Origin of the sequence: Bacillus sp. KICET-3, assembly GCF_033261025.1 — a bacterium.
Taxonomy (GTDB): domain Bacteria; phylum Bacillota; class Bacilli; order Bacillales; family Bacillaceae; genus Bacillus; species Bacillus sonorensis.
In genome coordinates this window covers 4382760-4397137 of record NZ_CP137345.1, presented here as the reverse complement: position 1 = coordinate 4397137, position 14378 = coordinate 4382760, and the positions used below count along the sequence as shown (strand labels likewise).

Annotated in this window: 13 protein-coding genes and 1 riboswitch; of the genes, 9 read left to right on the top strand and 4 right to left on the bottom strand. The window is 45.1% G+C overall.

The window, feature by feature from the left end; all coding sequences use genetic code 11:
• Window positions 1-29: 29 nt before the first annotated feature.
• The 4 genes from arcD to argR form a co-directional block, all read right to left on the bottom strand.
• Window positions 30-1439, bottom strand: a complete 1410-nt coding sequence (gene arcD / locus R5H20_RS22445; RefSeq protein WP_006639633.1) for an arginine-ornithine antiporter — start codon at window positions 1437-1439, stop codon at window positions 30-32.
• Window positions 1440-1495: 56 nt separating this feature from the next.
• The gene (gene argF / locus R5H20_RS22440) at window positions 1496-2503 is read right to left on the bottom strand and encodes an ornithine carbamoyltransferase (protein WP_006639632.1); all 1008 of its coding nucleotides are present in this window, start codon (window positions 2501-2503) and stop codon (window positions 1496-1498) included.
• Window positions 2504-2531: 28 nt separating this feature from the next.
• The gene (gene arcA, locus R5H20_RS22435) at window positions 2532-3767 is read right to left on the bottom strand and encodes an arginine deiminase (RefSeq protein WP_006639631.1); all 1236 of its coding nucleotides are present in this window, start codon (window positions 3765-3767) and stop codon (window positions 2532-2534) included.
• A gap of 283 nt (window positions 3768-4050) precedes the next feature.
• On the bottom strand, window positions 4051-4491 hold the full coding sequence (gene argR / locus R5H20_RS22430) for an arginine repressor (RefSeq protein ID WP_006639629.1): 441 nt from the start codon (window positions 4489-4491) through the stop codon (window positions 4051-4053).
• A 162-nt stretch (window positions 4492-4653) separates the two neighbouring features.
• Window positions 4654-4759: riboswitch (guanidine-I (ykkC/yxkD leader) on the top strand.
• A 69-nt stretch (window positions 4760-4828) separates the two neighbouring features.
• Here argR and R5H20_RS22425 point away from each other — a divergent pair.
• The 9 genes from R5H20_RS22425 to R5H20_RS22385 all read left to right on the top strand — a co-directional run bounded on the left by R5H20_RS22425 (window position 4829) and on the right by R5H20_RS22385 (window position 14341).
• Window positions 4829-5665, top strand: a complete 837-nt coding sequence (locus R5H20_RS22425) for a YitT family protein (protein ID WP_006639628.1) — start codon at window positions 4829-4831, stop codon at window positions 5663-5665.
• Between the two features lie 369 nt (window positions 5666-6034).
• Window positions 6035-6550 carry a YfjD family protein gene (locus tag R5H20_RS22420; RefSeq protein ID WP_051056703.1) on the top strand — a complete coding sequence of 172 codons (516 nt, stop codon included), beginning with the start codon at window positions 6035-6037 and terminating at the stop codon, window positions 6548-6550.
• Between the two features lie 302 nt (window positions 6551-6852).
• Window positions 6853-8772: a lipoteichoic acid synthase gene (locus R5H20_RS22415; RefSeq protein WP_006639626.1), complete on the top strand. Its 1920-nt coding sequence runs from the start codon at window positions 6853-6855 to the stop codon at window positions 8770-8772.
• Window positions 8773-8972: 200 nt separating this feature from the next.
• The gene (locus R5H20_RS22410; protein ID WP_006639625.1) at window positions 8973-9401 is read left to right on the top strand and encodes a YwqH-like family protein; all 429 of its coding nucleotides are present in this window, start codon (window positions 8973-8975) and stop codon (window positions 9399-9401) included.
• Window positions 9402-9452: 51 nt separating this feature from the next.
• The gene (locus R5H20_RS22405) at window positions 9453-11309 is read left to right on the top strand and encodes a ribonuclease YeeF family protein (protein WP_006639624.1); all 1857 of its coding nucleotides are present in this window, start codon (window positions 9453-9455) and stop codon (window positions 11307-11309) included.
• Window positions 11310-11330: 21 nt separating this feature from the next.
• On the top strand, window positions 11331-12122 hold the full coding sequence (locus R5H20_RS22400; RefSeq protein WP_006639623.1) for a hypothetical protein: 792 nt from the start codon (window positions 11331-11333) through the stop codon (window positions 12120-12122).
• Window positions 12123-12359: 237 nt separating this feature from the next.
• The gene (locus R5H20_RS22395) at window positions 12360-12881 is read left to right on the top strand and encodes a hypothetical protein (protein WP_224254445.1); all 522 of its coding nucleotides are present in this window, start codon (window positions 12360-12362) and stop codon (window positions 12879-12881) included.
• Window positions 12882-13047: 166 nt separating this feature from the next.
• Window positions 13048-13317: an excalibur calcium-binding domain-containing protein gene (locus R5H20_RS22390; protein ID WP_006639621.1), complete on the top strand. Its 270-nt coding sequence runs from the start codon at window positions 13048-13050 to the stop codon at window positions 13315-13317.
• Window positions 13318-13486: 169 nt separating this feature from the next.
• Window positions 13487-14341, top strand: coding sequence for a glycerophosphodiester phosphodiesterase (locus R5H20_RS22385; RefSeq protein WP_040348660.1), 855 nt, complete (start codon window positions 13487-13489; stop codon window positions 14339-14341).
• Window positions 14342-14378: the final 37 nt, after the last annotated feature.

Below are 14378 nucleotides of genomic sequence, written 5' to 3'. Positions count from 1 at the left end.
GTAAAACACCTCTGATTCAGTGAAGTTTGTTAAATGGAAATGCCTCCTGATGCCAGTTTCACAATGGCAACGACAGCCAAGACCAGGATGATGGCGGCTATGACAAGCTCTGCCCTGTTGAATACCGAACCTTCTTTTTTACCTTTCCGGACAGCCCGGAATACGAGAATGCCAGGCGCATATAAAATCATCGTCAACAGCAGGTAGTCAAGACCGGCAGCATACACAAGCCAAATACCGTAAATGCTTGCGATGATCCCGATGACCACGTTTTTGAACCGGTCAGGCTCCTTGTGAATCCAGCTGTATTTGAGCTGATAAAGTCCGGAAAATAAATACGGGATTAAGATTGCTGAAGATGCCAAGGAAAAAGCGAATTGGTAAGCCGCATCTGAGATGATAAACGTCAGCAGAAACAGCTGGATAATGGCGTTTGTCAATGTGAGCGCGTTTGAAGGCGCGCCGTTTTTATTTACTTTTCCGAACCACTTTGGAAAGACTCCTTCCCGCGCGGCAATCAGCGGCAGTTCCCCGGCGAATAATGTCCATGCCAGCCAGGCGCCCAATACAGAAATAATTAATCCCAAGTTGATCAGGACAGCGCCCCATTTGCCGACGATATGCTCCATGATCGCGGCCATTGAAGGGTTTGGAAGGCCGGCCAGGTTTTCCTGATTCATCACGCCGAGAGAGAGCATGGTAATCATCACATAAATCGCAAGCACGCTGATCAGACCGATAACGGTTGCTTTACCGACATCGCTCGATTTTTTGGCCCTGCTTGAAAAAAGCACGGCGCCTTCAATACCTGTAAACACCCAAACGGTGACAAGCATCGTGCTCTTGACCTGCGCCCCGATTGACCCGAGCGAAAGCCCTTTCCCCCAAAAATCCTGAGTAAATAAATCAAGATGAAAAACAAAGATGATGGCGACGATAAATGCAAAAATCGGCACCAGTTTTGAAATGGTCGTAATTAAGTTAATCATGGCAGCGGATTGGACTCCCCGCAGAATCAAGAAGTGTACGATCCAAAGAATCACGCTCGCCCCGATAATAGATGCGATATTTTGCCCGTTTCCAAACGCGGGGATGAAATATCCGACTGAGCTGAACAGCAGCGTCCCGTATGCGACGTTTCCGAGCAGGGCTGCGAACCAGTATCCCCAGCCGCTGTTAAAGCCCATGAAATGACCGAATCCTTCCCGTGCATACGTAAAAATGCCGCCGTCTAAATCAGGCCTTTTCGTCGTGAGATTTTGAAAAGAGAAAGCCAGGGCGATCATGCCGATTCCGGTAATGACCCAGCCGATCAAAATCGCTCCGGCCCCGGCTCCGGAAGCCATGTCGCTTGCGAGGTTGAATGCCCCACCGCCGATCATCGATCCTATGACAAGCGCTATGAGCGCAAACAGACCCAGTTTTTTTTCTTCCGCCATTTTGGTCACCTCATTCGGTTTAAGGGTGGAAAAGGGAGAAAGGCTCCCTTTTTCCGTCAGTCAAGCTCGCCCAGTGTCGCCGCCATGACTGCTTTAATCGTGTGCATGCGGTTTTCCGCTTCATCAAATACTTTAGAATGTTTGCTGCGGAAGACTTCATCTGTTACTTCCATCTCTTTGAGGCCGTGCTCTTTATATACATTTTGTCCGTATGTTGTATGGAGATCGTGGAAAGCTGGCAGACAGTGAAGGAAGATGACCTCGTCATTTCCGGTTTTCTTGACCAGATCCATATTGACTTGATAAGGTTTCAGCAATTTAATGCGTTCAGCAAATTTGTCTTCTTCACCCATGGACACCCAGACATCTGTATACAGCGCGTCAGCTCCTGAGACCGCTTTATCTGTATCGCTTGTTACGGTCACCTTTCCTCCGGATTCTTTTGCGAAAGCCTCTGCCATTTCCACGATTTCTTGATCAGGGAAAAGGTCTTCAGGCGAGCAGATTCTGACATCCATGCCGACTTTCGCTCCGCCGATGAGCAGGCTGTTGGCAACATTGTTCCGGCCGTCGCCGATATAGGTCAGTTTGATGCCTTTCACACGTCCTGTGTGCTCCTTGATTGTCATGAAGTCGGCAAGCATTTGTGTTGGATGCCATAAATCGGTTAAGCCGTTCCATACCGGTACGCCTGAATGTTCGGCCAGCGACAGAACTTTTTCATGTTCAAAACCGCGGAATTCAATACCGTCAAACATCCGGCCGAGAACTTTTGCCGTATCTTCGATCGATTCTTTTTTGCCGAGCTGAATATCGTCTTTGCCAAGGTACTCAGGATGGGCGCCGAGGTCGATGCAGGCCGTTGTGAAGGCACAGCGCGTTCTGGTTGACGGTTTCTCAAATAACAAGGCGATGTTTTTGCCTTCTAAATAGCGATGTTTGATGCCTTGTGCTTTTTTGTCTTTTAATTCTTGGGCAAGATCGAGCAAATAAAGGATTTCCTCTTCTGAAAAGTCTTTTTCGGCTAAATAGCTTCTGCCTTTTAAATCGATTGTTTTCTCCATTTTGTTCTCTCTCCTTTTTCTAAAACGGCTATTTGATATCTTCACGGTAAAGCGGCATGCTCATGCAGCGCGGGCCTCCGCGTCCTCTTGAAAGCTCTCCGCTCGGGATTTCGATGACTTTGATGCCCTGCGCTCTCAAGCAGGCGTTGGAAATGTAATTTCGGTCATAAGTGACCACAACACCTGGAGCGATGGCGAGGGTATTGGAGCCGTCGTTCCACTGTTCGCGGGCTGAAGCGATTTCATCTCCGTCTCCGCAGAAAATCAGGTTCACATCTGAAAGGCCGAGCGTTTTTTTCAGGACCTCAAGCAGATTGTGCTCTTCAGTAATATGAATGTCTTCATCGGTTTCTCCTCGTTCAAGGATAAAGATCCGCATGTCTCCTTCAGGACCTTGAATTGCCGGATGGATCGTGAATTGATCGCGGTCAACCATCGTAAATACAGTATCTAAGTGCATAAAGGCTCTGGTTTTTGGAATTTCTACGGCCAGTACCCGGCGAATTTGGTTTTGGCGTTTCAATAAATTTCGGCCGAGGCGTTCAATTGCCTGGGCGGACGTACGTTCTGAGACGCCGATTGCCACCGTTTCCTCATTAAGTACAAGCTCGTCTCCGCCTTCGATATTGAAGCTGGAATCGCGATCAAGCCAGATCGGAATATCCAGGCCTTTAAATCGCGGATGGTGCTGCACGATATAGCGCATAAACAGCGACTCTCTCCGGCGGGCTGGTTCCTTCATTCTATTGATGGTTAGTCCGTTGCCGATTGCGGCTGCCGGGTCTCTTGTGAAATAAAGGTTTGGCATTGGATCGAGATAGAATGGATAAGGATCCTCCATCAACTCATGCAAGTTGGTGCGCGTCCCTTTTTCCAATTCATTTTTTCGAATGCCGCTCATGACATGTTCGATCATTGAACTGGTATCCATCGAAAGTAAGTATTCGTTTAATTTCTCATAAGCCCCGTGTATGTCTGCTTTGCTTTCAGACAAAAGATCGCTGATAAACTGCTTGCGGACGGCTGCGTCCTCCAGTGCTTCGGCTGTCAGCTGCTCTAAATAAAGAACCTCCACTCCTTGTTGTTTTAGTGCTTCTGCAAATTGGTCATGTTCCTGTTGAACGGCTGTCAAATAAGGAATATCGTCAAACAGAAGCCGTCCAAGATACTCGGGTGTGAGATTTTCCAATTCCCGCCCGGGCCGCTTCAGCATGACGGTTTTCAGATTGCCGATTTCTGAGTAAACGTGTATCGGTGTCGTCATGATCATCCCGCCTCCTAAGCTCTTTTTTACTACATGTTCAGCTTAAAGCAGCGGGAGAAGAAGCGCTGTGAGAGCGCTAACAGCAAGAATGAGAACTATTTCACATATTTTTTGATGAAGCAAAAGCAAAAATGAATAAATATGATAATTTGAAAATGAACGGCTGTCAGGACAATAAAAAAAACGTATAAATTCTGTATATTTTTTAAGGGGATTTATTTTTGAACAATGTTTGAACATGAAAAAGCCGGCCCTCCAGCGGGACCGGCTATTGCAAACGGCTTCAGCACAAATTCTCACAAAAGGACTGCGCCGTTTCGGGAGATTCAGAGATCACCAGACAGGTATCATTGCCGCAAATGCAGCCCAGCATCTCGGGCCGTCCAAGCTGATCAAGCAGAACCCCGATCGCATGGGCATTTCCGGGCATCGTCTTAATGATGACCATGTTTCCGGAGCGGGTGACCTGTAAGACGACATCTGACATTTTCTCCTTTAGTATTTTTGTGGTGTTAAGTGATAAAGTAGGGTTTGTAAGATAGACAAGTCTTCCATTTTCATTGCTTTGTTTGACAAGGCACATCTCTTTTATATCCCTTGAAATGGTAGATTGAGAAGCGGTTACACCGCGGCTCTTCAGCAGGCTGACTAATTGTTCCTGCGTTTCAACGGGATGTTCGAGTATGGTTTGTCTAATGATCCATTGCCGTTTCTGTTTATCCATCGGAGCGCCTCCCTCAGGCAAGCACGTATATTTTTATTATAGAACGTTTTTTTGTTTATACATGGAAGCTATTTTACAGAAAATCAAATCTTTTATGGGGTTGATAGGCTTCTGAAATTCACTTATAATGCTTGAAGATGACAAATTGATAGAACGAAAGAAAAAGTGGTTTTCTAGGGTTCCGCAGATGCCCCGCATTTGGCCTGGTCCGAGAGAAAACACATAACGATAAATCGTTATGACACGGTGGGATAAAAGCCCAGGAGTTTATGCTCTTTATAGAGCGCTCTCCTGGGTTTTTATTGTGATGATCAATCTTTGAAAAGGAGCTGGTGATATGAAAAAGAAAGTCATTGATATCGTTCTGATCATCGTAGGAGCATTTTTCTTTGCATTGGCTGTTAATCTGTTTGCGATACCGAATGATCTGGGAGAAGGGGGCGTTACCGGGATCACGCTCATTTTGTATTATCTGTTTGAATGGTCCCCAGGCATAACAAACTTTGTGCTGAACGGGATTCTTCTGATCATCGGCTATCGGTTTTTGGATAAAAAAACAACGGTGTATACGATCATCGCGGTAGCGGCCAATTCATTTTTTCTTCATGTGACGGAAGAGTGGGTCATCCCTTCTGAGGAAGTGATCATCAGCTCGATTTTTGCCGGCGTATTTGCCGGTGTCGGCATCGGCATGATCATCCGCGTCGGGGGAACGACCGCCGGTTCGGCGATCCTTGCCAGAATCGCGAATAAATACTTTGACTGGAACATCAGCTATGCTTTATTAATGATTGATTTGGTTGTCGTATTCAGTTCCTACTTTATCATTGGGGCCGAAAAGCTGATGTTTACGATCGTCATGCTTTACATTGCCACAAAGGTGATGGATTTTATCATTGAAGGGCTCAATACGAAAAAAGCGATTACGATTATTTCTGAGCATAAAAATGAAATCGCCGCGCAAGTGAACACGCTGATGGACAGGGGGGTTACGGTCTTATCGGGCCGCGGCCATTATACGGGCGATTCTAAAGAGATTTTATATATCGTCATCAATAAGCAGGAGCTGTCCATGCTGAAAAAGATTATTCGCAGCACAGACAAAAAAGCCTTTGTCATCATCCATGACGTCAGGGATGTGTTTGGCGAGGGGTTTGTTGATATATCGAAATAGCGGGGAGGGCTGCCGGATGTGACCGGCGGCCTTTTTGAATGGGGGCTTATCATATGGCGCAACCGATCCATTACATAAAAAGAAGTAGTGGCTTATCTTTCTTCTCCCTCACATTGTAAATTTAAGCAAAATTTAAGCTTGAAGGAGATAAAACTCATACTTTAGTAGGATTTGGCGCATTTTCTAGATGATTATAATGAATAAAAATGGCCTGTGTTAAGAAGTGAAAATAGTTGTGTGAAAGCGCTGAAGAAAAATAAAAGCAGCCGCCTATAAAGCAAGAATCAAAATGGCAAACCGCTATTCCGCTTCTTGAAAGGGGAAGGGAGGTCTTCACATTTGGATGGATTGATAGAAGTAAGGGGCAAAATGTTTTTCAGATGTTGGCTGTTTCTCGCTACATTTGGATTCGGGGCTGCAAGTCTGTGGCTGTTTTATATGGGAATGACATTTCAAACAAAATATTATCTTTTGGCCATACCTGCGGGCCTTTTTTTCAGCCTTTTTTTCTTCACCCTGTTTTTAATCGTTTTCCCCGCGTTCACGAAAAAAGGAAACGTTATCTTCAATATTATAGAAGGAGAAAACGGCCGGCTGTTCTCAGGCAAGAAATCGGTCGATATCAAGGACATGAAAAGCATCAGAATGGATTGGCACCGATACAGCCTGAAAGGCATCTTTTTAATGGATGTGCTGATCCGGACCAGGGAAAACCGGATGGTGCGCATTCCGACTTACAACATTCTTCCGGAACCGGCTTTTTATAAAGCGGTTGAGCTTCACATCCTCCCGCATATGACAGAAGAAGCCCGGCAGGATTGGATCGGCCAGTTTACGGATGCGCAGAGAAACGCTTATCTGAAAGAGTTTGATAAAGATAGATAGCTATCCCCCGGTTTGGCCGGGCCGCATCATATATTTCTATTCATAACGAAGTCGCCAAAGCATATCATAGAATCTGAAAATAAAAAGCCTTCATATAAAATGAAATGTCTTGTGAAACCTTTTGAGGAATAAATCCGTCATACTAATGGCAATGTAATGCGCCTGTATCAGGCCGGGAGCTGTAGCGTTTAAGAAAACAATGTTTGTTTTTCCTATTTTATGTTATTGTAGAACTAGTTTGCTTTGATGTGACCGCTTGCCGGAACAGAAAAAGACTAAAATGTTAAAAGGTAGAGGTTATCATGAAAAAAATATTCTCTCATAAGCTAAGCTTTTTTTTGTTAGCTGTTATTTTGGTATGGGCGAAAACCTATGCTTCTTACTTAATGGAATTTAACTTAGGCGTGAAGGGAACCACGCAGCAGATTCTCTTATTTATCAATCCATTCAGCTTTACCATTGTGTTTCTCGGTTTGGCTTTATTTGCAAAGGGAAGGCGCGCGGCGATATGGATTATTGTCCTTGACGCCGTGATGACGTTTGTATTATATGCAAACATTTTGTTCTACCGTTTCTTTGATGACTTTTTGACTTTTGCAAACCTGAAACAAGCCGGAAACCTTGGCAATATGTCGGACGGCGTGTTTGCCATCATGTCTTTTCACGACATCATCTATGTCATTGACTTGATTATTCTGATTGCGCTGTGTGTGCGCATGCCGGAACTGAAGGCTTCACAACTGAAGAAAAGATGGGCCGCTGTCGTCGTTCTGGCGGGTGTTCTTTTGTTTTATATCAACCTGTCAGTCGCTGAAAAAGACCGTCCGGAGCTGCTGACAAGAACGTTTGACCGCAACTATATCGTCAAATATTTAGGGCCTTACAATTACACGATCTATGACGGCGTTCAGGCGGCTCAGAATGCGACGCAAAAGGCGTATGCAAGCAGCGATGATTTGACGAGCGTCATCAACTACACAAACTCCCATTACGCGAAGCCGAATGACAAGTACTTCGGCGCCGCGAAAGGAAAGAATATTATTAAGATCCATTTGGAAAGCTTCCAGTCGTTTTTGATAGATTACAAGCTGAATGGAAAAGAAGTAACGCCGTTTTTGAATAAATTGGCGCATGGCGAAGAAGACACGATGTACTTCGACAACTTTTTCCATCAGACTGGACAGGGCAAAACGGCTGATGCCGAGCTGATGATGGATAATAGTCTTTTCGGGCTTCCGGAAGGTACGGCATTCGTAACAAAAGGACAAAATACGTATCAGTCCCTGCCGGCGATTCTAAACCAAAAAGAAGGCTATACGAGCGCCGTCCTGCACGGCGATTATAAATCTTTCTGGAACAGGGATCAGGTGTACAAGCAGATCGGCTATGATAAGTTCTTCGACGCCAGCTCTTATGACATGTCTGAAGACAACCTTGTCAACCTCGGTTTGAAAGATAAGCCGTTCTTTGAAGAGTCCATCCCGATGCTGAAATCGCTGAAACAGCCGTTTTATGCGCATTTGCTTACGCTGACGAACCATTATCCGTTCATCCTGGATGAAAAAGACGCCACCCTTGAAAAAGGGACGACCGGAGATGATACGGTTGACGGCTACTTCCAAACGGCCCGCTATCTTGATGAAGCACTGGAACAGTTCTTCAAAGACTTGAAAAAAGCGGGGCTGTATGATGATTCAGTAATCGTAATATACGGGGATCACAACGGAATTTCCGAAAACCACAACCGTGCGATGAAAGAAGTTTTGGGCAAAGAGATTACACCATATCAAAACGCAATGAATCAGCGGGTGCCGCTTATGATTCGCGTGCCTGGTAAAAAAGGCGGAGTCAATCATACGTTTGGCGGAGAAACCGACGTCATGCCGACACTGCTTCACCTCCAAGGAATCGATAACAAAAACTATATCAACTTTGGAACAGATCTCTTTTCAAAAGATCATGACCAAACGGTCGCTTTCAGAAACGGCAACTATGTAACGCCGAAATACACAGTGATCGACTCGACGGTGTATGATACAAAAACAGGTAAAGAATTAAAACCGAACAAAGAAACAGAAAACCTGAAAAAACAGGTGTCTGAACAGCTGAACCTGTCTGACCAGGTTCTCTACAAAGATTTGCTGCGCTTCCATAAGCTTTCGGACTTTAGGCCTGTTGATCCGTCAAAATATCATTATGGAAAAGAAAAAGCCAACGAATAAACCAGACAACGCCTGACGCTTTATTAGCCGTCAGGCGTTTTTTAAGTTTTGGTTTTAAAAAGAGTATATTTTCCTATTCATCTCTGTTACTTTCAGACTTATAATTTAAATTATGGAAAAAGGCCTACGGATGCATTTTTTGGAATTTTCGAAATTATCCTTTTGTCTCTCATTTTGAATAATCAAGAGGTGACGGTTCAATGAGCTATTCAGATATGTTAGATCGAATACATTCGGCTATTTCCAGTCAATCAGCCGATCTGGAAGAAAAGATATCAAGGCTCAAGCGGGCGAAAAGCAAAATAGAAGCGGAACAAAATACATCGATGGAGGAAATCAAAAACATTAAGAAACCTGAGCTGGGTTCTTCATGGAAAGGAAGCCGCTCGGAGAAATTTAATGATGCCAGAGATGAAGCATACAATGAGATGGAAAACATCATAGCGGATGATTATGAAAGCTATAAATCCAGAATCCAGTCCAAGATCGTGCTGCTGGAAATAGAGCAGGGCGCTTTATCGGCCGCGAAGGGCCTCGCGCATACCGCAGACCAGCTGCTGGCCAAAGGAGAGGAAGCCCTCGACGAATTAGGCAGCACGATCGGCGATCTAACGCGCCGCTTGTTTTAGGGCCAGTGTGCATATTTTAATAGAAAAAATTAAAGAAAGGGCTTATGGCCGATGAAGATCTATGAAGCAAAAACCTTGATCTCCGCAATGGAAGAACGCTCAAAACAATATCAAAGTTTAAAAGAGCAAATCACTGATTTAAAAAAGCAGTTTCACGCTGTTGTGAATCTGGGAGGCGATTTCCAGGGGGAAGGCGCGGAAGCCATTAAAGATTTTTATCAGGCTCAGGCTGATGTTGCAGATGCGTGGATAGGCTTGATTGACAAGCAGATTGCATTTTTAGACGGAATTTCCGGCGCAACGGAAGATGTCGATCTTTCCGGGGATACGGTCGTCAAGGTTGACTTTTTGGAGAATGACCTGTCAAACGCTTATACCACATCAAAATCAATCGTCTCTGAACAAAAAAAAGAACTGCAAAACATCTTTCGTGAGATCGATGACATTATGACGCTGGAAGCATTTTCTTCAGAAGCTTTCGAAAACCACCTTGATAAAGCAAAAAAAGAACGTGAAGAAACGGTTGACAAAGTGAATCAGTTTGATAACGATCTGGAATCAGAATACGCCTTATCGGAAACGGAAGAGAGCTTTGTTCTCGGACTGTACGGAGCGCTTACCCAAGCTACACAGAAGGGAAAAGAAGCGTCTCCCGTCTACTTTGACGCCAAGGCTTATCATAGCAGCGACATCTACAAGCTCAAAGATGAAGTGGAAAAGGGGACGGCCGAATACCTGACAATCAAAAAGGAGCAGGAAGAAGCAAGAAGAATCGCGAAAGAACAAGAGGAGCAGGCGAACAGGCCGTGGTATAAAAAAGCCTGGGATGCGACTTGCACCTTTACCGGAGAAGTGACGGGCTATTATGATTATAAGAGGGCGAAAGACGGTATCGATCCTGTAACGGGAGAAAAGCTCTCCGCATCAGAGCGGGTTACAGCGGGCGCCATGGCGGCAGCCGGATTCATTCCTGTCGTCGGCTGGGCGGGCCGTGCATTTAAAGGCGGAAAAGCCATTTATAAAACGGCCAAAGGCTTGAATGCAGCGGAACATGCCCTTGACGCTTACAAGTCCGCCAAATCGCTCGACTATTTGAAAAAAGCCGAATTTGGAATTTACGGTTTGACGGCGGCGAACGGTTTTGGGGAAGCGGCGACAGGAAGGGATATGTTCGGAAACAAATTATCCGATGAACAGCGGAAGCAAAGTCTGTTCAATGCGTTTGCCATCACAGGCGTCGGAGCGGCAGCCCGCTACGCAGATAAACTGCCGGTTAAAAAACTTCCTTACAATACCCACAGCAGCAAATGGATCAATGATAAGCTGGGCAGTGCACGAAACACCATCGACAAAGTGAAACAAAACATCGGCCGCTTTGAAGTGCCGGTCGGCATTCGCGTCGAACAGCTGGCCACACATGCAGGGCCGATGGCCGGCAGAATCGGTTTGGAGAAAAAACCGCTGAGCGACCTGCTGGCATTTTCAGTGAAGGATGGAGGAAGACGGTCAAAACCGCATTGGGATCCAAAGCCTGAGGGCATGTCGCAAAAAGATTATGTAGCCCACAACGGCAATAACTACAGCAAGGAAAAAAGAAGAGAATTATACGAGAAGCTCAATAAGAGCAACCGTAGCTATGTGAAAGAAAAACGGGTGCCGCAGGACCATGAAACATTTCTCAGCGGAGATGATTTTAAGAGAACAAAAATCAGGGTGAAGGGCGCCACAGTCTACGCAAAAGACGGTCTGTACTACTACCGTGACACGCTTCATGTAGGAGAAGCGGCCCATATCGAAGTGTTTGATCATACAGGGAAAAAACATCTGGGGGAAGCGGATCCGATCAGCGGTGTCTTGGACGAAAGCAAAGCAGATGGAAATAAATCGATTTCCAAGTTTATAAAATAGCCGTGTTGAAAGGAAAAAACGATGAAATTACTTGAATTAAACCAATTCCGTATGGATAAAGATGTCTATTTTATGGAAGTGTTTCCGGGAAAAATCGTCATTAATGACGATTATGAAGGAATCATGGTGCTTGATGATCAATTGAATGTCATCGAAACGATTGGTGTAGAGGACATTGTCATTGATGCGTCTTTTAAAAACGCTGCAACGAAAGAATTGGCCGTGTTCTTCCACGATGATAAGCGGTTGTTTTATTTCAATTTTGACAGCATGACCTGTCAGGAATGCAATGTAAAAGAAGACATTCCCGTCTTGTCCAAATATTATGTGTGGGGAAGCGATGAGGTTATTTTCGCCACATATGACGAAGATTTTTACAGATACAGCATGAAGGAAAATAAGTTCGCGAAGATTGAACAAACATATGTAAAGGATCAGTATGAATCATTCTATTTGTTTTGGTCGGAGACTAAGGATTTGCCGGTTGTCCGCTATGACATGGATCAATTGGAAATCATCGTGAATACCAGAAATAATAGATACTATGCTTACCAGTCTGACCAGGATAAAGTATATCTGAAATCCAATTATAAGCCGCATGATGTTGAGTATTCCGGCGAGGCGGCAATGTTCATCCAAGAAAACATCATCGAATTAACGGCTGAATCAAATCAAATGACACTGGAGCCGGGGGATCAAATGACATTCTTAAGAGGAAGATTTTTGTCGCCTGACAAAATAGCCGTTTTAAGCAGTCATAACGACGACCTACTCAGTCAAATCAACATCTATCAGCTGACAGACGAAACTTGAAGACCGCGATCTTCAAGTTTTTTTGCGTCTGTTCTAAAAACGAAGCTCCCGCATAGGCTTGTATGTGAGAAGGCAGGAGGAGAAACTGGACAATCAGCGGCCTTATTCTATGACTGGGAAGTGAGCGGATTGACGATATGGCATTATTTTTTTAAATTGCATCCTCTGAAAATGAGGGCTGGCTGGAAGGTGAAAGAAAACCACTTATATCAAAAGCCGATTCGGGAGAACCGCCAAATGTTGTTGATATTGGAAAATGAAGCGGAAAATAAAATCGTACAAGTTGAGAATGCGGGGGATCTTCGTTATGATATCAGGATTTTCAATATTGAACAGGAGCCTGTCGGCGGGATGATTGATATTCCGCATGATCAGCTGGTTGAAAGATTGGAAAAAGTGATTTGGAAAGAGGAAGGCGGATCAGGCGGTCCCCGCAATCTGCTGAGGCTTCGCGTTCCGAGCGGCTGGACGGTTTCGCATCATGCATTAACAGATGCAAATCCCGGCGAATTAGCGCCTGACAGCGAGGTGTGGCAGTCTGATTTCAAACGGGACCTCCTGCAGCTTCAGCATGAAGAGGATCGTTTGCTGCTGGATGTCGAGTGGTATCCGGAAAGCGATCCGGCAGGCCATTATGCAGTGAAGCTGATTAAAAACGGCGACTGGAGCCGGCCCCTTGAAGATATGCTATGCATCCATCCGAAGGAGCTCGCCTATGAATTGGACTCTGTCTTAAAAAAAGCGGGGGAGCGCAGCTGAACGCGCCGGCTGATGCCGGCGTTTTCAACAGGGGAAAAAGTCCTGTGTCGATTTGAGACTTTTTATTCAATGAAATGTCATTTTTTTCTTGAGGGAAGAGGCCGAATCACTTATCATAAATAGAGAAATACATAAACATTCCAATTCAAGAAAGGGGTAGTGGCAAGTGAAAAAATTATTCGCCGCATTGCTGTCTTTAGGCCTGATCATTGGCTTTTCGTTTAGTGCCGGAGGGGTCGTTGAAGCAAAACCGAAGGTGAAAACGTATAAAAACTGCAAAGCGCTGAACAAGGTCTATAAAGGCGGTGTGGCCCGAGCAAAATCCGTGAAGAACAAAGGAGGAAAAACAAAGTACAAGCCTTATGTTTCAAAAGCATTATATGACGCCAATAAAAAGCTTGACCGTGATAAAGATAAAATTGCCTGCGAGCGGTAGCATGCTGAAGATCTCCCGAACGGGAGATCTTTTATGTTTTTAGAAATGGATAGGAACAATCCCCTATTTCTGAATGCGCGATGAAAATTAAAATGGCTGCAACATAATCTTTACAGTACGAAGCTATACTGTTGTACCGAACGGCAAAGAGAAAAGGGGAGTGGATATTGTGTCAGGGTTGAAAAAGCTGGTATTGTCCTTATTGATCGGTTTTTTGGCAGGCTCATTTTTGTTAACATCCCACACACTGGCGGCAGAGCCGCAGGCAAAAGCGCGGAAAGTGGATGTCATTGCGCACAGAGGAGCCTCCGGTTATGCACCTGAAAACACGATCGCCGCATTTGACAAAGCGCGCAAAATGATGGCCGATTATATTGAGCTTGATGTTCAAATGTCAAAAGACGGCAAGCTTGTCGTCATTCATGACACAACAGTGAACCGTACGACCGACATTGATTCTGAGGCGCCCGTCAATGTGAAGGATCTGACGCTTGCTGAGCTGCGCAAGCTTGATGCCGGGAGCTATTTTGGGCAGCAGTTCGCTGGTGAACGGATTCCGACGTTCGAAGAAGTGCTTGATCGGTATAAAGGGAAAATCGGACTCTTGATTGAGTTAAAAGAACCTGCCCGCTACCCGGGAATTGAAGAAAAAGTAGCGGCTGCCCTGAAAAAACGGAAACTGGATAGGCCTAAAAGAAAAGTGGTTGTCCAATCATTTGACTTTGCATCTGTCCGCAAAATACACGAATTGCTGCCGGCCGTGCCGACAGGAGTTTTAACTTCCCGCTTCTCAGATCTGACGGATGCCAAACTGAACGACTTTGCAGGATATGCAAACTATGTCAACGCGCATCTCGGAAATGTAGCCGCAGATCCGACGATGGTGCCGCGGATTCACAAACTCGGGATGAAAATTACACCATGGACCGTCCGCAACCGTGATGAGGTTCCTCTGCTTTTGCAGGCGGGAGTCGACGGCATTGTCACAGATTACCCGGATTATGTTCCCAAAAAAGTGCGTTAAAAACAAAAAGCCTGCAGCATATTCTGCAGGCTTATTT